The organism is Priestia aryabhattai B8W22, from assembly GCF_000956595.1.
Lineage (GTDB): Bacteria > Bacillota > Bacilli > Bacillales > Bacillaceae_H > Priestia > Priestia aryabhattai.
The window spans coordinates 1-18,620 of sequence record NZ_JYOO01000036.1 but is presented as its reverse complement, the minus strand read 5'-3'; the positions used below and the strand labels follow the sequence as shown (position 1 = coordinate 18,620).

17 protein-coding genes and 2 tRNA genes are annotated in these 18,620 nt (G+C 38.6%); 17 read left to right on the top strand and 2 right to left on the bottom strand.

Features of this window, described 5'->3' with window-relative positions; all coding sequences use genetic code 11:
• Window positions 1–3 precede the first annotated feature (3 nt).
• Window positions 4–375: an FtsB family cell division protein gene (locus tag N178_RS21620; protein WP_045294807.1), complete on the top strand. Its 372-nt coding sequence runs from the start codon at window positions 4–6 to the stop codon at window positions 373–375.
• Between the two features lie 88 nt (window positions 376–463).
• Window positions 464–931 carry a S1 domain-containing RNA-binding protein gene (locus N178_RS21615; protein ID WP_013054879.1) on the top strand — a complete coding sequence of 156 codons (468 nt, stop codon included), beginning with the start codon at window positions 464–466 and terminating at the stop codon, window positions 929–931.
• Between the two features lie 119 nt (window positions 932–1,050).
• On the opposite strand, the gene N178_RS21610 is transcribed toward N178_RS21615, so the two are convergent.
• Together N178_RS21610 and N178_RS21605 are read right to left on the bottom strand one after the other, a co-directional pair.
• Window positions 1,051–1,122 (bottom strand) — tRNA-Glu (locus tag N178_RS21610).
• 10 nt (window positions 1,123–1,132) lie between these two features.
• A tRNA-Met gene (locus tag N178_RS21605) sits at window positions 1,133–1,206 on the bottom strand.
• A 311-nt stretch (window positions 1,207–1,517) separates the two neighbouring features.
• Here N178_RS21605 and spoIIE point away from each other — a divergent pair.
• The 15 genes from spoIIE to lysS all read left to right on the top strand — a co-directional run bounded on the left by spoIIE (window position 1,518) and on the right by lysS (window position 18,451).
• Entirely contained in the window at window positions 1,518–3,995 is a 2,478-nt protein-coding gene (gene spoIIE, locus N178_RS21600; RefSeq protein WP_045294805.1) for a stage II sporulation protein E, read from the top strand.
• Between the two features lie 71 nt (window positions 3,996–4,066).
• Window positions 4,067–4,807: a VWA domain-containing protein gene (locus N178_RS21595; protein ID WP_013054881.1), complete on the top strand. Its 741-nt coding sequence runs from the start codon at window positions 4,067–4,069 to the stop codon at window positions 4,805–4,807.
• Window positions 4,776–5,741 (top strand): protein kinase domain-containing protein, encoded by a 966-nt coding sequence (locus N178_RS21590; protein WP_034263697.1) that lies wholly within the window; start codon window positions 4,776–4,778, stop codon window positions 5,739–5,741. Before N178_RS21595 ends, N178_RS21590 begins: the two co-directional genes overlap by 32 nt.
• 96 nt (window positions 5,742–5,837) lie before the next feature.
• Entirely contained in the window at window positions 5,838–7,214 is a 1,377-nt protein-coding gene (gene tilS, locus N178_RS21585; protein WP_045294803.1) for a tRNA lysidine(34) synthetase TilS, read from the top strand.
• Window positions 7,215–7,241: 27 nt separating this feature from the next.
• Window positions 7,242–7,781: a hypoxanthine phosphoribosyltransferase gene (hpt, locus tag N178_RS27670; protein ID WP_028412649.1), complete on the top strand. Its 540-nt coding sequence runs from the start codon at window positions 7,242–7,244 to the stop codon at window positions 7,779–7,781.
• Between the two features lie 93 nt (window positions 7,782–7,874).
• Complete coding sequence (ftsH, locus tag N178_RS21575; protein WP_045294802.1) at window positions 7,875–9,785, top strand: ATP-dependent zinc metalloprotease FtsH; 1,911 nt, start codon at window positions 7,875–7,877, stop codon at window positions 9,783–9,785.
• A 218-nt stretch (window positions 9,786–10,003) separates the two neighbouring features.
• On the top strand, window positions 10,004–10,771 hold the full coding sequence (locus N178_RS21570; RefSeq protein WP_013054886.1) for a type III pantothenate kinase: 768 nt from the start codon (window positions 10,004–10,006) through the stop codon (window positions 10,769–10,771).
• A 12-nt stretch (window positions 10,772–10,783) separates the two neighbouring features.
• Window positions 10,784–11,662, top strand: coding sequence for an Hsp33 family molecular chaperone HslO (hslO, locus tag N178_RS21565; protein WP_045294800.1), 879 nt, complete (start codon window positions 10,784–10,786; stop codon window positions 11,660–11,662).
• A 201-nt stretch (window positions 11,663–11,863) separates the two neighbouring features.
• On the top strand, window positions 11,864–12,802 hold the full coding sequence (cysK, locus tag N178_RS21560; RefSeq protein WP_013054888.1) for a cysteine synthase A: 939 nt from the start codon (window positions 11,864–11,866) through the stop codon (window positions 12,800–12,802).
• 97 nt (window positions 12,803–12,899) lie between these two features.
• Window positions 12,900–14,315, top strand: coding sequence for an aminodeoxychorismate synthase component I (gene pabB, locus N178_RS21555; protein ID WP_045294798.1), 1,416 nt, complete (start codon window positions 12,900–12,902; stop codon window positions 14,313–14,315).
• Window positions 14,316–14,317: 2 nt separating this feature from the next.
• Window positions 14,318–14,899, top strand: coding sequence for an aminodeoxychorismate/anthranilate synthase component II (pabA, locus tag N178_RS21550; RefSeq protein WP_013054890.1), 582 nt, complete (start codon window positions 14,318–14,320; stop codon window positions 14,897–14,899).
• A 4-nt stretch (window positions 14,900–14,903) separates the two neighbouring features.
• The gene (gene pabC / locus N178_RS21545; RefSeq protein WP_045294839.1) at window positions 14,904–15,767 is read left to right on the top strand and encodes an aminodeoxychorismate lyase; all 864 of its coding nucleotides are present in this window, start codon (window positions 14,904–14,906) and stop codon (window positions 15,765–15,767) included.
• Window positions 15,768–15,788: 21 nt separating this feature from the next.
• Window positions 15,789–16,148, top strand: coding sequence for a dihydroneopterin aldolase (gene folB / locus N178_RS21540; protein WP_013054892.1), 360 nt, complete (start codon window positions 15,789–15,791; stop codon window positions 16,146–16,148).
• Window positions 16,149–16,694 carry a 2-amino-4-hydroxy-6-hydroxymethyldihydropteridine diphosphokinase gene (folK, locus tag N178_RS21535; protein ID WP_045294797.1) on the top strand — a complete coding sequence of 182 codons (546 nt, stop codon included), beginning with the start codon at window positions 16,149–16,151 and terminating at the stop codon, window positions 16,692–16,694.
• 272 nt (window positions 16,695–16,966) lie between these two features.
• Window positions 16,967–18,451, top strand: a complete 1,485-nt coding sequence (gene lysS / locus N178_RS21530; protein WP_013054894.1) for a lysine--tRNA ligase — start codon at window positions 16,967–16,969, stop codon at window positions 18,449–18,451.
• Window positions 18,452–18,620 lie beyond the last annotated feature (169 nt).

Here is an 18,620-nt window from a genome sequence, read left to right as displayed (position 1 = left end):
TCAATGAGTGCGATACGAAAAAAAAAGGTCGCGAAGTTAAATACTGATTATAGCCATAAACAAGAGCAAATTAAACAAAATACAGATCGAAAGCGTATCGGTTTAATTAGGCGTTTGACTGTTTTCGGAGTGTTGGCCTTAATCATTGGTGGATTGATGGTATCAGCTTTAATTACGCAAACCTCAGCTATTGAGAACAAAAAAGCTGAGAAGGTGAAATTAGAACAGCAGCTGACAAAATTACAAAGCAAGCAAAAACAGTTAAAAGGTGAAATCGTCAAGTTAAATGACGATGATTATATTAAAAAGATTGCCCGCAGAGATTATTTTTTATCAGAAGACGGGGAAATTATCTTTAATGTAAAAAAAGACTAAACGTATGGTTCGTTGACAGTGTATTTTTGCTTTTTGTATAATATAATAAATTGATTTCTTTTATCATTTAAGGAGGAGCATTTTTTTTATGTCAATCGAAGTAGGCAGCAAGTTACAGGGAAAGGTAACAGGTATTACGAACTTTGGAGCTTTTGTTGAGCTACCAGGAGGTTCAACAGGCTTGGTTCATATCAGTGAAGTAGCTGATAATTACGTAAAGGACATTAACGACCATTTAAAAGTGGGCGACGAAGTTGAAGTCAAAGTAATTAACGTTGAGAAAGATGGTAAAATTGGTCTTTCAATTAAGAAAGCGGTAGACAAACCAGAACGTCCAGAAAGACCAGAGCGTCCTGCAAGAGCGCCACGCTCAGACCGTCCACGTGATTCACGCCCACAACGTAATAACAATCGTGGTGGCGGTAATGATTTCCGTACAAAAGAAACATTCGAACAAAAAATGAATCGTTTCTTAAAAGACAGTGAAGAACGTTTATCTTCCCTAAAACGCCATACCGAATCAAAACGCGGTGGACGCGGTGCAAAACGCGGTTAACTTGCTGCTTATATCAAATAGATAGCGAGTTTTTGGAAAGCACCTTTTATCTAAAAGGTGCTTTTTTATATGTAAAAAAGAGTAGAAAAAAAGCATGTACTATTGTACATGCTTTTTGATGACCCGTACGGGATTCGAACCCGTGTTACCGCCGTGAAAGGGCGGTGTCTTAACCGCTTGACCAACGGGCCGTTATTCGAGTAGCGGCGGAGGGGATCGAACCCCCGACCTCACGGGTATGAACCGTACGCTCTAGCCAGCTGAGCTACACCGCCATTATACGTTCTCTAAAAGACATTTATAATAATATAAAAAAGTAAGGTTATTGTCAATAACTTTTTTATATTATTATAGACTTTTATTTGCTTTTAAAAAAGAATGATGAGCATAGGCTTTCTCTTAGGCGAACAGTATCTCTCATATTTTTTAAATCGCCATGTAAGATTGTACATCTTTTTGTATAGTTTTCAATATAATACTAGAAAATAGTCGAACGATTATAGGTATTTTGCTAGTCCGTTTGACAAAATTTCACCTTTCGCCGCGATATAATAACGAATAAGTATAATTAGCGGGTGGTGGGAGAATGCAAAAGACGGAAAGAGATTTTGCAAGTCCAACAACAGAGGCGGTATTTAACCGAACTAGATTAGAAATGTCCCGTGTATTTACAAAGGCGGGTATGAAAACGGAAAAGGTGTTATTTCAATGGGGATTATTGCTGCTAGTCGTAGGTTTTTTATTAGGACGAGCGTTAATTTTAATGAAAATCATGCCATTTGCTTTGCCATTCTTTGCAGCCGTAATGGCTATAAAGAAAGAAAAAGCACCGTTAGCAAGTTTAGCCGTATTGGCAGGGGCATTTAGTGTTTCCATTCAAAATGGAGGTACCGTATTTGCTACACTATTTGTTTTCTTACTAATTCATCGATTTAGCGGCATACTGACAATGGATCCGTTAAAGAAGCTGCCATTTACTGTATTTACCGCGATGTTACTTACAAAACTAACTATTTTTTATGTGTTTACCAAGGAATTCACCATGTATGATTTTACATTTGTGGCAGTAGAAGCAGGGTTGAGCTTTATCTTAACAATGATTTTCTTACAAAGCGTGCCTTTAATTTCATACCGAAAGCGAAAACAATCATTAAAAACAGAAGAAGTGATTTCTCTTATTATTTTGTTGGCATCTGTTATGACGGGGACAATAGGGTGGATGATTTACGGCCTTTCCGCTGAACATATATTATCTCGTTACTTAGTATTAGTTTTTGCGTTTGTATCTGGCCCTACGATAGGAGCTACGGTAGGGGTCGTAACCGGTTTAATTTTAAGTTTCGCGAACGTTTCTAGTTTGTATGAAATGAGTTTACTCGCTTTCTCTGGCTTGCTTGGAGGACTTTTAAAAGACGGTAAAAAGCTAGGAGCAGCTCTGGGGCTGGTTGTTGGCTCATTGCTAATTGGCCTATATGCTCAGGCAGATCAAGGATTGACGACTAATTTGTATGAATCACTGACGGCCGTTGTCCTATTTTTATTAACCCCATCTTTTGTGTTGAAAAACTTAAGTAAACTAGTACCAGGGACATCTGAAAATATGCTTGAACAACAGCAGTACGTGCGTAAGATCCGAGATGTAACAGCGAATCGCGTAGAACAGTTCTCAAATGTTTTTCAAGCACTTTCCAAAAGCTTTACGCAAAATGGATTTTATGATGAAAAGCCAAGCGCGGATAAAGAAGTTGATTATTTCTTAAGCAGCGTTACCGAAAGGACGTGCCAGTTTTGTTTTAAAAAAGAACAATGTTGGGCACAGCAGTTTGATACAACCTATGAATATATGAAGGAAATTATGCTTGAAGTTGATAATGGTACTCTTGAACAAAATCCAAGGCTAATTCGAGAGATGGACAAACATTGTGTGAAATCGAAAAAAGTCATCGATGTGATTGAGCATGAACTGACGTATTTTAAAGCCAATCAGCACTTAAAAGCCCAAATTCAAGAAAGTAGAAGGATTGTAGCAGAACAGCTTCACGGTGTCTCTGAAGTCATGGGGAATTTTGCAAAAGAAATTAAGCGAGAGCGAGAAAATTTAAATGTACAAGAAGAACAGATTTTAGAAGCTCTTCGTAACTTTGGGATGGAAATCAATCAAATTGAAATTTATAGCTTAGAACCTGGAAATGTAGATATTGAAATGTGGGTGCCATATTGTCACGGAAGAGGAGAATGCGAGAAAATTATTGCGCCAATGCTTACAGATATTTTAGGTGAAAGTATCGTAGTAAAGAACGAAGAATGTGCTAAATATCCTCAAGGCTATTGCCACGTTTCGTTTGGCTGTACAAAAGCATACGTTGTTGATACAGGCGTAGCACACGCTGCTAAAGGCGGAGGGTTTGTATCCGGTGACAGCTATTCCATGATTGAGCTAAACGCCGGTAAGTATGCATTAGCTATTAGTGATGGCATGGGAAATGGAGAGCGTGCCCACTATGAAAGCAGCGAAACGCTTCAGCTGTTAAAACAAATTTTACAAACAGGAATAGAAGAGACAATTGCAATTAAATCGATTAACTCTATTTTATCGCTGCGTACAAACGATGAGATCTTTTCTACCTTAGATTTAGCGATGATTGATTTACAAGATGCTAATGTAAATTTCTTGAAAATCGGTTCCACGCCAAGCTTCATCAAACGCGGAGATAAGGTTATTAAAATACAGGCAAGCAATTTGCCAATGGGGATTATCGAAGAATTTGAAGTAGATGTTGTGAATGAACAAATGAAGGCGGAAGACTTATTAATTATGATGAGTGACGGCGTATTTGAAGGACCGAAACACGTTGAGAACTACGAAATGTGGATGAAGCGAAAAATTGGCGAGCTTCAAACAAATGATCCACAAGAAATTGCAGACTTAATTATGGAAGAAGTTATTCGAACAAAATCAGGTTTAATTGAAGATGATATGACGGTAGTTGTGGCCAAACTTCAGCACAATACCCCGAAATGGTCATCGATTCCTTCTTACGCTTATCGTAAAAAAGCACAATAGTTAGATAGAAGTATATTTTATCTCCTCCTCGTCTATCATGTTAATACTGATAATGAGGAGGGGATTTTTTTATGAAAAAAGGTACATTGAAACAGATGTTGGTAATTACAGACGGTGGTTCGAATACAGGTGAAGATCCGGTAGCAATGGCAGCACTAGCTAAAGAACAAGGGATTAGTGTAAACGTTATTGGTGTGATGGAAGAGGACACAATTGATGAGCAAAGCACGAATGAAATAGAAGGCATTGCTATGTCAGGCGGTGGCGTTAGCCAAATTGTTTACGTAAAACAGCTGTCTCAAACTGTTCAAATGGTTACAAGGCAGGCAATGACGCAAACACTTCAAGGTGTTGTAAATAAAGAACTTCAGCAAATTCTAGGTTCCTCTAATTCAAGATTAGAAGAGTTATCTCCTGAGAAGCGAGGAGAAATCATGGAAGTTGTTGATGAACTTGGGGAAACGGTTGACTTAGAGATTCTTATTTTAGTTGACATGAGCGGAAGTATGAAAAATAAGCTTCCTACTGTAAAGGAGTCGCTGTTAGATTTATCGTTAAGCTTGAATGCTCGCATGGGGCATAATCAATTTTCAATCTTTTTATTTCCTGGGAAAAAGAAAGATGTAGAGAAGCTAATGGACTGGAATCCAAGATTAGAGTCGCTTTCAACGATTTTTCCAAAACTAACAGCAGGAGGTATTACGCCTACTGGACCGGCTATCAAAGAGGCTACTCATTATTTCACCAAAAAGCGCTCATTGAGAGGGTTGTTAAAAAATAATGAACAATACATTGAAGAATCAGGTATGTAACCTATCTCCGGGAACAGAAATTCAAGGAAAATGGCATCACGTCCATTATAAAATTCTTGAGAAATTAGGCGTGGGAGCCACCGGAGTTGTCTACTTGGTTCAATTAGTCAACGGAACGCTAGCGGCGTTAAAAATAAGCTTTTCCAACATGTCCGTTACAGCAGAAGTGAATGTATTAAAAAAGTTGTCTCAAGTCAAAGACAAAGTGCTAGGACCGCGCTTGCTGGATGTAGATGATTGGAGCTATGGTTCTCACGCTCTTTCTTTCTATGTAATGGAGTATGTGAAAGGGCAGCCTCTCCTTTCTTTTATCTCAACAAGAGGGACAGAATGGCTGCAAGTATTTGCAAGTCAGCTCTTAACAGACTTAGAAAACCTTCATGAAGAAGGGTGGGTATTTGGCGATTTAAAACCAGAAAACCTGGTCGTAACATCTAACCCCGTAAAAGTTCGATGGATTGACGTCGGAGGAACAACTCTGCAAGGGCGGTCAATCAAAGAATTTACCGACTTTTATGATCGAGCGCACTGGGGGCTTGGCTCCCGAAAAGCAGAACCGACCTATGATTTGTTTGCTGTATCCATGGTTTTGATTCACGCAGCTTATGGCAAGCGAATTAATAAAACAGACAAACCGGCTGAACAATTAAAACAATTTATATTAACAACAAAGCAGTTAGAACCTTTCGGAGATGTTTTGTATCAAGCGGTTACGGGAAAGTATAAGTCAGCTAAAGAAATGAAAACAGAGGTGTTATCGGTCGAAAAAAGAAGAGGGGCAAAAAGTAGAGGAACAAAGCCTCAAAACGTTCGTCAACCGTCTGCCCCTCGTGTTAAAGTAAAGAAGAAGCGTTCTCACGTGTTAGAGACGCTACTACTTTGTACGTCTGTAATGTTGATTTATATTTTGTATCTATTTATTCAAGTGCTATAAAGTTTGGAGAAATTGTGAAACTTTCCTTATAGTCATTCGTATAAAGTAAATTAATGATACATTATTGCGTGTACATTATAAGGATGAGTCATTCCTATGGAAAAGCAAGTGAACAATTTTATGACAAAACATCAGTTATTATCCGCAGGCTCTACGGTGATTGTAGGTATTTCTGGTGGTCCTGATTCTTTAGCACTGCTGCATTTCTTATGGAGTCTGAAAGAGCAAAAATCTCTTACGATTATTGCTGCTCATGTTGATCATATGTTCCGGGGCAAAGAGTCACAGCAAGATATGGAATATGTGCAGAACTACTGCAAACAATTGAATATTAAATGTGAAGCGAAGCAGATTGATGTTACTGCCTATCAGAAGGAAAGAAAGTTATCTTCTCAAGTAGCTGCCAGAGAATGCCGCTATACGTTTTTTACTCATGTTATGAAAAAGCACAAAGCAAATCTTCTTGCATTAGGACATCACGGAGATGATCAAATTGAAACGATGTTAATGCGAATGGTTCGAGGTAGTACGATGAATGGATACGCAGGGATGCAGCCCAAGCGGCCATATGGGGATGGATTTATTATTAGGCCGTTCCTAGCCGTAACGAAAGAAGAAATCAATCGCTACTGTAAGCTACATGGGCTTACACCTCGAATTGATCCGAGTAATGAGAAAGACTCGTACACGAGAAATCGGTTTCGTCATTACGTTTTGCCATTTTTAAAGCAAGAAAACGCCGCTGTACATGAAAAATTTCAACAATTTAGCGAGAACTTGCATGAAGATCAAGCATACTTAGAGGAATTAACGACCGATGTGATGAATAAAGTAATGAGAAAGAAATTGCAAAATGAAATTCTCATTGATAGAGATTGTTTTCTAAGGATACGCAAGCCTTTACAAAGGCGTGGTATTCAACTAATATTAAACTATCTCTATAAAGAAATTCCTCCAACCCTTTCCTCAGCGCATGTTGACACGTTAGTAGGATTTTGTGAAAGTGACAAACCGTCTGGGACGCTTGACTTTCCAAATGGTTTACGCATTATCCGATCTTACAACGACTGTCTTTTCACCTTTAATGAGGGGAACATCGAGCCATATGAATTTATTGTTCCGATTCCAGGGGTCGTCGAGCTTCCAAATGGTCACCAGCTTATTTGTGAAATACATAATAAAGTCGAAGATATAAAAGGAAACGATGTTTTTCTTTTAGATGAAGCTCACGATTTACAATCATTAAAGGTAAGGACACGAAAAAATGGTGATAAAATGCGAGTAAAGGGCATGAAGGGACATAAAAAAGTAAAGGATATTTTTATCGATGAAAAAATCCCTTTACACTTCAGAGATCATTGGCCGGTAGTGGAAGATAGCCAAGGAACTATTTTGTGGCTACCTGGTTTGAAAAAATCTGCTTATGAACTGCATACACATAAGTCCAGATATGTTATTTTATACTATAAGTAGCGAAAACTTCTAGGAGGCAAGTAAGGAATGAAGCAGGATATTCAAGAAATTTTGATTTCAGAAGAAGAAATACAACAGAAAGTAAAAGAATTGGGTAAGCTATTATCTGAGGAATACGCTGACCGTTTTCCTTTGGTAATCGGTGTACTAAAAGGTGCTATGCCTTTTATGTCTGATCTAATTAAGCGTGTTGATACATATTTAGAAATGGATTTTATGGATGTATCAAGTTATGGCAATGCAATGGTTTCTTCTGGTGAAGTAAAAATCCTAAAAGATTTAGATACATCAGTTGAAGGTCGAGACATTCTTATTTTAGAGGATATTATCGACAGCGGCTTAACACTTAGCTATCTTGTGGAGTTATTCAAGTACCGTAAAGCTAAGTCAATTAAGATTGTCACACTCTTAGACAAACCAACAGGTCGTAAAGCAGCTATTAAAGCAGATTATGTTGGATTTGAAGTACCTGATGCATTCGTAGTAGGGTATGGATTGGATTATCAAGAAAAGTATCGTAACCTGCCGTATATTGGGGTTCTCAAACCGCAAGTATACAGCAATTAATAAGCACATATCCAAGTGCAATTTATTGGATAGGATAAATGTTCTATGTTAGTATTGAATACAGTATTTGTTTATCGTGGGAGGAGGTAAGAAATGAATCGGATCTTCCGTAATACCATCTTTTATTTACTTATATTTTTAGTCATTATCGGCGTGGTAAGCTTCTTTAGTGGCTCTAATCAAAAAGCAGAACCAATGAGATACGATACATTTGTTCAACACTTAGACAAAGGTGATGTGAAATCACTCTCTATGAAGCCTGAAAGAGGCGTGTATGTTGTGCAAGGAAAGTTAGATTCTTATAAAAAGGATCAAACGTTCCAAACTTACATCGTAGATGGTGACAAAGCTCTTGATCGTATTGACGCTGCTTCAGAAAATAATCAAGTACAAGTTGATTTTAAACCTGCTGATGAAACAAGCGGCTGGGTAACGTTCTTTACGTCAATCATTCCGTTTGTTATTATTTTCATCCTATTCTTCTTCTTACTGAACCAAGCTCAAGGCGGCGGAAGTCGTGTTATGAACTTCGGTAAAAGTAAGGCTAAGCTTTACAGCGAAGAAAAGAAAAAGGTTAAATTTAAAGACGTAGCTGGTGCAGACGAAGAAAAGCAAGAACTTGTGGAAGTTGTTGAGTTCTTAAAAGATCCTCGTAAATTCGCAGAGCTAGGTGCAAGAATTCCGAAGGGTGTCTTACTTGTGGGACCTCCTGGTACTGGTAAAACATTATTAGCAAGAGCTGTTGCTGGTGAAGCAGGCGTTCCTTTCTTCTCTATCAGTGGTTCAGACTTTGTTGAAATGTTTGTTGGGGTCGGTGCTTCTCGTGTTCGTGATTTATTCGAAAATGCGAAGAAGAATGCTCCATGTATTATCTTTATTGATGAAATCGATGCTGTAGGTCGTCAACGTGGCGCAGGCCTTGGTGGCGGACACGATGAGCGTGAACAAACATTGAACCAATTGCTTGTTGAGATGGATGGTTTTGGTGCTAACGAAGGTATCATTATCATTGCAGCAACAAACCGTCCGGATATCTTAGATCCAGCGTTATTACGTCCAGGCCGCTTCGACCGTCAAATTACGGTAGATCGTCCAGACGTAAATGGCCGTGAAGCAGTACTTAAAGTACATGCTCGCAATAAGCCTTTAGATGAATCAGTAAACTTAAAAGCAATTGCTATGCGTACGCCAGGTTTCTCAGGTGCAGATTTAGAAAACTTGTTAAACGAAGCTGCCTTAGTAGCTGCTAGACAGGACAAAAAGAAAATTGAAATGGTCGACATTGACGAAGCAACAGACCGTGTAATTGCAGGTCCAGCTAAGAAAAGTCGAGTTATTTCTAAAAAAGAACGCAATATTGTTGCTTATCATGAAGCAGGACATACAATTATCGGTGTCGTATTAGACGAAGCTGATATGGTACATAAAGTAACCATTGTTCCACGTGGGCAAGCTGGTGGATATGCTGTTATGTTACCAAAAGAAGATCGCTACTTTATGACGAAGCCAGAGCTGCTGGATAAAATTGTTGGATTGCTTGGTGGTCGCGTAGCTGAGGAAATTATTTTCGGCGAAGTGAGTACAGGTGCTCACAATGACTTCCAGCGTGCAACAAGCATCGCTCGTAAAATGGTAACAGAATACGGTATGAGTGAAAAGTTAGGACCAATGCAATTCGGTCAATCACAACAAGGCCAAGTATTCTTAGGTCGTGATTTACACAGTGAACAAAACTACAGTGATGCGATTGCTCATGAAATTGATAATGAAATCCAACGTTTCATTAAAGAAAGCTATGAGCGTGCGAAGCAGATCTTAACGGAAAACCGTGACAAGTTAGAGCTTGTAGCTCAAACATTGTTAGAGGTAGAAACGTTAGACGCTGAGCAGATCAACCACTTAGTAGATCATGGAACTCTTCCAGACCGTTCTAGTCATGTAACAGATGAAGATGTTAAAGTAAACATCCAAACAAAGACAGACGATGAAGAGCCAAAAGCATAAGACCATAAAAAATCAGTGGAGACTATCTCCACTGATTTTTTTGTTGGCTAGAAGTTAGATTTAGTAAAAGGTTTTTCATATATAGTGGATAAGTAGAATCTACACTAGAGAATTGTGTCATTATATTCCTATTTTATCTAGAATATACACGTCTATTTACCAGTTATGGTATGATGGTTTCAGTGTGAATACTGAATTTATATAAAGTGGTGATTGAAATGATTTTTGTATTAGATGTTGGAAATACGAATACGGTATTAGGCGTATACGATGGAGATGAATTAAAGTACCATTGGCGTGTAGAAACAAGCCGTAATAAAACAGAAGACGAGTATGGCATGACAATCAAAGCCTTGCTTGAGCACGTTAGTTTATCTTTTAAAGATATTCATGGTATTATTATTTCCTCTGTTGTTCCTCCTATTATGTTTGCATTGGAGAGAATGTGTCAAAAGTATTTTCATTTAAAGCCGCTTGTTGTTGGTCCTGGAATTAAGACGGGTTTAAATATTAAATATGAAAATCCACGTGAAGTGGGAGCAGACCGTATTGTAAATGCTGTTGCTGGAATTCAGCTGTACGGAAGCCCTTTAATTATCGTTGATTTTGGTACCGCAACCACGTATTGCTATATTGATGAAAATAAGCAATATATGGGTGGTGCGATTGCCCCTGGTATTAATATTTCGACAGAAGCTCTTTATTCAAGAGCATCTAAGCTTCCGCGAATTGAAATTGCGCGACCAAATAGCATTGTTGGAAAAAATACAGTATCTGCGATGCAAGCAGGTATTTTATATGGATACGTTGGACAAGTAGAAGGAATTGTAGCAAGAATGAAAGAGCAAGCAACAGTAAATCCTAAAGTTATTGCTACTGGAGGACTCGCAACATTGATTGCTAAAGAGTCGGATATTATTGATATTGTGGATCCATTTTTGACTTTAAAAGGATTGCAAATAATTTATACAAAAAATATGGAGTAAGAGGTGTATATTATGGGTGACTATTTAGTAAAAGCACTAGCTTACAATAGTCAAGTTCGCGCTTATGCGGTAAAAACAACGGATACAGTTGGAGAAGCGCAGCGCCGTCACTATACATGGCCTACAGCCTCTGCAGCATTGGGACGTTCAATGACTGCAGGAGTCATGATGGGGGCCATGCTAAAGGGTGAGCAAAAGCTAACAATTAAAATTGAAGGCCGCGGCCCAATTGGCGTTATTTTAGTAGACAGCAATGCTAAAGGGGAAGTGCGTGGATATGTAACGAATCCGCAAACGCACTTCGATTTAAATCAGCATGGGAAATTAGATGTAGCACGTGCTGTAGGTACAGATGGAACGCTAAGTGTCGTAAAAGATATCGGAATGCGTGATCAATTTAACGGACAAGTACCTATCGTATCGGGAGAATTAGGAGAGGATTTCACGTATTATTTTGTGACATCTGAACAAGTCCCGTCTTCAGTAGGTGTAGGTGTACTTGTTAACCCTGATAACACGATCTTAGCTGCGGGCGGATTTATCATTCAGCTTCTGCCAGGAACAGATGATAAAACGATTACAGCTATTGAACAACGCTTACAGACGATTGAACCAATTTCAAAACTGATTCAAAAAGGTCTTTCTCCTGAGGAAATCTTAGAAGAAGTTCTTGGAAAAGAAAATGTAAAGTTTCTGGAGACAATGCCTGTAGAGTTCAAATGTCAGTGTTCAGAAGAAAGAATTGCTAATGCTATTATCAGCTTAGGACAAGAAGAGATTCAATCGATGATTGAGGAAGACGGCCAAGCTGAAGCACAGTGTCATTTCTGTAATGAGACCTATCGTTTTGATAAACAGCAGCTTGAAGAAATGAAAGAACAAGCAATTTAAATGAAATAAAAGATTCTTAAAAGGCGTCATTTTATAAATGAGCGCCTTTTTTTATAGATATTAAGTTCTATTTCTGTATATATTGATCTAAAAATATAACAAAATTAGGTAAATGGAAAGACAAAATGATTGACAATTTAGAAAACATCTGATAAATTGTATACAAAATCAATAAAATTAGTTGGTATTAGGAGTGGTCATATGGCACGTATTGCAAATTCAATTACAGAGTTAATTGGTCAAACACCAATCGTAAAACTAAACCGTCTAGTTGAAGAAGATATGGCGGATGTATATTTAAAATTAGAATTTATGAACCCAGGAAGCAGCGTAAAAGATCGTATTGCATTAGCAATGATTGAAGATGCGGAAGCAAAAGGTGTGTTAAAGCCTGGCGACACAATCATTGAACCAACAAGTGGTAACACTGGAATTGGCTTAGCAATGGTAGCTGCAGCAAAAGGATATCGTGCTATTTTAACAATGCCTGAAACGATGAGTATTGAGCGTCGTAATCTGCTTCGTGCCTACGGTGCAGAGTTAGTGTTAACGCCAGGTCCAGAAGGAATGAAAGGGGCGGTTAATAAAGCAACTGAGCTTGCAAAAGAGCACGGCTACTTTATTCCTCAACAGTTCCAAAACGAAGCGAACCCAGAAGTGCACCGTCAAACAACGGCTAAAGAAATTATCGAGCAGTTTGGCGATCAGCTAGATGGATTTGTGGCAGGTATCGGTACTGGCGGTACTATTACAGGTGCTGGTGAAGTGTTAAAAGAAAAGTACCCAAACATCAAAATTTATGCCGTAGAGCCAGCTGATTCTCCGATTTTAAGCGGTGGTCAACCAGGACCTCATAAAATTCAAGGAATTGGTGCAAACTTTGTTCCGGATACGCTTAACACGGAAGTATATGACGAAGTGGTCGCTGTTCAAAACGACCAAGCTTTTGAATATGCCCGTAAAGTAGCAAAAACAGAAGGTGTACTAGTAGGTATCTCTTCTGGGGCTGCGATTTATGCTGCGTTAAAAGCTGCAAAACAGCTTGGAAAAGGTAAAAAAGTGTTAGCGATTATTCCAAGTAACGGCGAGCGTTACTTAAGTACTCCATTGTTCCAATTCGAGGAACAAACACAAGCATAAAAACGATAAAAAAACAGCTTCTATATGAAGCTGTTTTTTTTCATCTGAGAATCATGTAAAATGAAAGCAGGTGATTTATTTTTAGGAGAGTGAACAAATGCAGCAAAGAATGACTTGGGGCGAATCTATTTCTATCTCTAAAAACCAATGGTTCAAAAAATATCAAGAGTTGTCAAAAGAGGAACCGAATCATATCCTGCTTGAAAGCGGTCGAGGCGGAAAGTTTCAAATGATGGGATTAAAACCTGTAGCCATTTTGCGAGGCGAACAAAACGAGCTTCATATCAAAACGGATGGCCAAGCTACTGTTCAAAAAGGTAATCCGCTTCATCTTATGCGAGACTGGATGAAGAAGTTTGAAGCAGAGGTGAATCCAGATCTTCCTCCTTTTCAAGGTGGAGCAATTGGCTTTATTAGCTATGATTATATCCGCTATGTAGAAACCATACCTGATCTTGCTGAAGATTCATTGAAAACGCCGGACGTTTATTTCCTTATTTTCGATGACGTATTTGTATACGATCAAGAAAAGGAAAAGCTCTGGATTATCGTTAATGACGAAGCAGATTGTAAAGAGCAGGCACATAAGCGTATTGATCAATACAAAAAGGACTGGATGGAGGCAAGTGCTAAAGGACTCTCATATGAGCGGATTCATCGTGTTGCCGAAAAGAGTGAGGTCTCGATGTCTGAAGCTGCTTTTTCAGATGCCACAACTCGCGTACATGAGTACATCGGGCAAGGCGATGTGTTTCAAGTGAATTTATCTGTTCGACAGTCTCAACAGCTTCAAACTCATCCTATGCATATCTACGAACAGGTACGAAAAATCAATCCGTCTCCTTACATGTCTTATATGCAGACAGAAGAATTTCACATTGTGAGCTGTTCACCAGAACTATTAGTAAAAAAAGCCGGTGACGAAATCAGTACGAGACCGATTGCGGGAACGCGCTCTCGCGGTAAGGATGATCAAGAAGACCAACAGTTAGCGGATGAGCTTATTCATAACGAAAAAGAGCGTGCAGAGCATGTGATGCTTGTTGATTTGGAGCGTAATGATCTTGGTAGAGTAAGCGAATATGGTACCGTTCACGTTGACGAGTTTATGGTTATTGAAAAATATTCACATGTGATGCATATTGTGTCTAATGTAAAAGGCAAGCTCGCACGCAATAAAGATTTTGTAGATATTGTAGATGCGGTTTTTCCTGGAGGAACGATTACTGGAGCACCTAAAGTTCGTACAATGGAAATCATTGAAGAACTTGAACCTGTAAGGCGGGGAATTTATACAGGATCGATTGGTTGGATTGGATTTAATGGAGATATGGAATTAAATATTGCGATTCGCACTATGATTATTCAAGACGGCCAAGCTTATGTGCAGGCTGGTGCGGGTGTTGTGATTGATTCAAATCCGAAACACGAATACAAAGAATCACTGAAAAAAGCAATTGCACTATGGAAAGCAAAAGAGCAGAGCGAAAATGAGCTGAGTGAGGGTGAGTAAAGATGATATTAATGATTGATAATTATGATTCTTTTACGTTTAATTTAGTACAGTATTTAGGTGAGCTAGGGCATGAGCTTCTTGTAAAAAGAAATGATGAAATTACACTTTCTGAAATTGAAGTGCTAAATCCAGATTTTTTAATGATCTCCCCGGGACCATGCAGTCCTAACGAAGCGGGAATCAGTCTAGAAGCCATCGAATATTTTGCAGGTAAGATTCCAATATTCGGCGTATGCTTAGGGCATCAGTCGATTGGGCAAGCTTTTGGAGGGAATGTGATTCGTGCGGATAAATTAATGCACGGGAAAACATCTGAAATGCATCATGATGGCCGTACTATCTTTAAAGGTCTTGATAATCCGTTCACGGCAACGCGATATCATTCTTTGATTGTAGAAAAAAGTTCACTGCCGGATTGTTTTGAGATTTCAGCGTGGACAGCAGAAGATGAAATTATGGCGATTCGCCATAAATCATTACCTATTGAAGGAGTACAGTTCCACCCTGAATCTATCATGACTTCTTACGGTAAAGAAATGCTGAAGAATTTTATTGAAACTTACGAAAAAAAGCGAGTGTAATGATATGTATATATACGTAAATGGCGAAGTAAAGCCTGCGTCTGAAGCCACTATTTCTCCGTTTGATCACGGATATATGTATGGGCTAGGGCTGTTTGAAACGCTACGAGTTTATGAAGGTCATCCATTTTTAGTGGAAGACCATCTGGATCGACTGCGTAGCAGCTTACGTGAATTAAATATTGTATGGGACTATTCCACACACGACGTGTTAGGAATCATTAATAGTCTGTTAATGAAAAACAATGAGAGAAATGCGTATGTTCGATTAAATGTCTCAGCAGGAAATGGCGGAATTGGATTGCAAGTGGAAGAATACGACAAGCCATCTACAATCGTATATATGAAATCAATGCCTCATCCATCGAGCCCCCTTGTAAAAGAGGGGCTTATTCTTGAGACGAAACGAAATACGCCTGAAGGAACCATGAGGTTGAAGTCTCATCATTATTTAAATAATGTACTAGCTAAGCGAGAAGTTGGTTCAGACTTAAATAAAGAGGGTATCTTTTTAACAAAAGAAGAGTTCTTAGCTGAGGGTATTGTGTCAAATTTATTTTTTGTAAAAGATGATTGTGTATATACACCGTCTCTTGAAACAGGTATCTTAAATGGAATTACGAGACAGTTTATCTTTACGCTTTTACAAAAGAAAAACATAAAGGTTGTAGAAGGTTTATTTACGGTGGAACAGCTCTTGGAGGGTGATGAAGCTTTCGTTACAAATTCCATTCAAGAAATTGTACCTCTTCGAAGTATAAAGGATAAGCAGTTTTCAGTAGGAGACCACACGCTGACAGCTCAGTTGCAAAAAGAGTATTGCTCTTACACGATGTCGCTAATGAGTCGATGCCAGCTACATGTATAAAAGTGAAAGGAGAGGATAAAGATGGATAAAATTTATGTGAATGATATGCGTTTCTATGGATATCATGGCGTATTTCCAGAAGAAAATAAATTAGGGCAGCGTTTTCACGTGGATTTAGCTGTAGAACTGGATTTAAAACAAGCTGGTACTACGGATAATTTAGAATACTCGGTGAGCTATGCAGATTTATACCAAACATGCCAGGAAGTTGTAGAGAAGCGCACGTTCAAGTTAGTTGAAACGGTGGCCGAAACGATTGCATCTGAATTGCTTGCTAATTACGAACTCGTGCAGGCTTGTACTGTAAAGGTATATAAGCCTGATCCGCCAATTCCCGGTTATTATCAATCGGTAGCTATTGAAATTAAAAGGAGCCGTTGAATGACAACAGAAGCATATATTGCATTAGGATCAAATATTGAAAATCGAATGGAACATTTGAAGTCGGGAGTTACTGGCTTGATGAAACACTCTGAGATTAAGGTAGTGGCTGTTTCATCTGTTTATGAAACGGCTCCGGTCGGGTATACGAATCAAGCAAGTTTTTTAAACATGGTAGTAAAAATACGAACAACGTATTCGTCAAAGCACCTTTTAGATTGTTTGCAAGCCATTGAACAAGCGGCAGGTCGAAAAAGAGAGATTGTATGGGGACCTAGAACCCTTGATTTAGATATCTTACTGTATAGTAATGAAATCATTCATACGGATAGACTGAGCGTCCCTCATCCCCGAATGTTTGAACGAGCATTTGTGATGGTTCCTCTAAACGAACTAGCTCCATCTCTTATTCTCCCTGTAGCAGAAGAAAAAGTTGAAACCATCACAACACGTTTATCAGATTTAAAAGATGTAAAATTATTTCGAGAGCAAACAAGTGGTATACTAGATATGTTCGAAAATAATAGTAATGATTTACATAAGTAAAAACGAATCTTATTAGTTGATTCATTTTTATATTGGAGTAAAGTAGAGTTCAGAGTAAAAACTTTGAGCTTTGGGTTCGCAGGTTGTTGGTTTATTCGGTAGCTTGTTAGAGAAATCAAAGAAAAAGAGAAGCGAAGCAAGAATAAAGCGATTTGACATAGAGAAACGACTGAACCTATAATAATTTTAAAGAAACGTAGTAGTTGCCAGTAAACATGCTGGCCTTTTTTCTGTTTCGGAAAACTTAATTATACGATGGAGATGAGTAAACGATGAGTCATGAAGAATTAAATGATCAATTTCTCGTTCGTCGCGAAAAAATGAGCAACCTACGAGATCAGGGTATTGATCCGTTTGGTCAACGTTTTGAACGTACACATACATCACAGCAATTAATTAGTGAGTATGACGAGTTAACAAAAGAACAGTTAGAAGAAAATGAAGTGCCTGTGTCACTAGCTGGTCGTATTATGACAAAGCGTGGAAAAGGAAAAGCAGGTTTCGCTCACGTTCAAGATTTAACAGGGCAAATTCAGCTTTATGTACGTAAAGATGCAATTGGCGAAGAACAGTACGAAATCTTCAGCAGCGTAGATATCGGTGACTTGGTAGGGGTTGAAGGTGTTTTATTCAAAACAAAAGTTGGCGAACTTTCTATTAAAGTAAAAGATTTCACGTTACTAACAAAAGCGCTTCGTCCACTTCCGGATAAATATCATGGTTTAAAAGATATTGAACAGCGCTACCGTCAACGTTACTTAGATTTAATTACAAACCCGGAAAGCAAACAAACATTTATCTCAAGAAGCCGCATTATTCAATCGATGCGCCGTTACTTAGATAATCATGGATACTTAGAAGTTGAAACACCGATGATGCATTCAATCGCAGGTGGAGCAGCAGCTCGTCCGTTTGTAACACACCACAATGCGCTTGATATGGAACTTTATATGCGTATTGCGATTGAACTTCATTTAAAACGTTTAATCGTAGGTGGATTAGAGAAAGTATATGAAATTGGCCGTGTATTCCGTAACGAAGGTGTATCTACACGTCACAACCCTGAATTTACAATGATCGAATTGTACGAAGCGTACGCGGACTACAAAGATATCATGGCTTTAACAGAGAACTTAATTGCACACATTGCGCAAGAAGTACTTGGCACAACAAAGATTCAGTATGGCGACCAAGAGGTAGATCTAACTCCAGAATGGACAAGACTTCATATGGTCGATGCTATTAAACAATATACGGGCGTAGACTTCTGGGGAGAAACATCTGTTGAAGAAGCTCGTGCTTTAGCAAAAGAACACGGGGTAGAAATTACTGAACATATGCAATATGGACATATTGTAAATGAATTCTTTGAACAAAAAGTAGAAGAGCAGTTAATTCAACCAACGTTCATTTACGGACATCCTGTAGAAATCTCTCCACTTGCTAAGAAAAATGCGGAAGATCCGCGTTTTACTGACCGTTTTGAGCTGTTTATCGTTGCGCGTGAACACGCGAACGCATTTACAGAGCTAAATGACCCAATTGACCAACGTGAGCGCTTTGAAGCTCAGTTGAAAGAGAAAGAACAAGGAAACGATGAAGCACATGAGATGGACGATGACTTCATCGAGGCATTAGAATATGGTATGCCACCTACAGGTGGTCTAGGAATCGGTATTGACCGCCTTGTTATGTTACTAACAAATGCACCGTCAATCCGTGATGTGCTATTATTCCCACATATGCGTCAACGCTAAAAAAGAGATGGCTACGGCCATCTTTTTTTAGTTATTAATATTAGAAAATTTAAACTTTTAATTTACCCCTTGTTTTTATAAAATTGATTTGGTATATTTATATCTGTTGCTAACGCAGACAAGCGAAAACAACGAAAAGAAATAAAAAAAGTTGTTGACATTACGTTGA

Coding starts and splice junctions, on each gene's coding strand:
- N178_RS21620 (WP_045294807.1), top strand. CDS start 4: ATGAGTGCGATACGAAAAAAAAAGGTCGCGAAGTTAAATACTGATTAT.
- tilS (WP_045294803.1), top strand. CDS start 5,838: ATGGAAAAGCAAGTGAACAATTTTATGACAAAACATCAGTTATTATCC.
- pabB (WP_045294798.1), top strand. CDS start 12,900: ATGCAGCAAAGAATGACTTGGGGCGAATCTATTTCTATCTCTAAAAAC.
- hslO (WP_045294800.1), top strand. CDS start 10,784: ATGGGTGACTATTTAGTAAAAGCACTAGCTTACAATAGTCAAGTTCGC.
- folB (WP_013054892.1), top strand. CDS start 15,789: ATGGATAAAATTTATGTGAATGATATGCGTTTCTATGGATATCATGGC.
- N178_RS21590 (WP_034263697.1), top strand. CDS start 4,776: ATGAACAATACATTGAAGAATCAGGTATGTAACCTATCTCCGGGAACA.
- hpt (WP_028412649.1), top strand. CDS start 7,242: ATGAAGCAGGATATTCAAGAAATTTTGATTTCAGAAGAAGAAATACAA.
- spoIIE (WP_045294805.1), top strand. CDS start 1,518: ATGCAAAAGACGGAAAGAGATTTTGCAAGTCCAACAACAGAGGCGGTA.
- N178_RS21595 (WP_013054881.1), top strand. CDS start 4,067: ATGAAAAAAGGTACATTGAAACAGATGTTGGTAATTACAGACGGTGGT.
- pabA (WP_013054890.1), top strand. CDS start 14,318: ATGATATTAATGATTGATAATTATGATTCTTTTACGTTTAATTTAGTA.
- ftsH (WP_045294802.1), top strand. CDS start 7,875: ATGAATCGGATCTTCCGTAATACCATCTTTTATTTACTTATATTTTTA.
- folK (WP_045294797.1), top strand. CDS start 16,149: ATGACAACAGAAGCATATATTGCATTAGGATCAAATATTGAAAATCGA.
- N178_RS21570 (WP_013054886.1), top strand. CDS start 10,004: ATGATTTTTGTATTAGATGTTGGAAATACGAATACGGTATTAGGCGTA.
- pabC (WP_045294839.1), top strand. CDS start 14,904: ATGTATATATACGTAAATGGCGAAGTAAAGCCTGCGTCTGAAGCCACT.
- cysK (WP_013054888.1), top strand. CDS start 11,864: ATGGCACGTATTGCAAATTCAATTACAGAGTTAATTGGTCAAACACCA.
- N178_RS21615 (WP_013054879.1), top strand. CDS start 464: ATGTCAATCGAAGTAGGCAGCAAGTTACAGGGAAAGGTAACAGGTATT.
- lysS (WP_013054894.1), top strand. CDS start 16,967: ATGAGTCATGAAGAATTAAATGATCAATTTCTCGTTCGTCGCGAAAAA.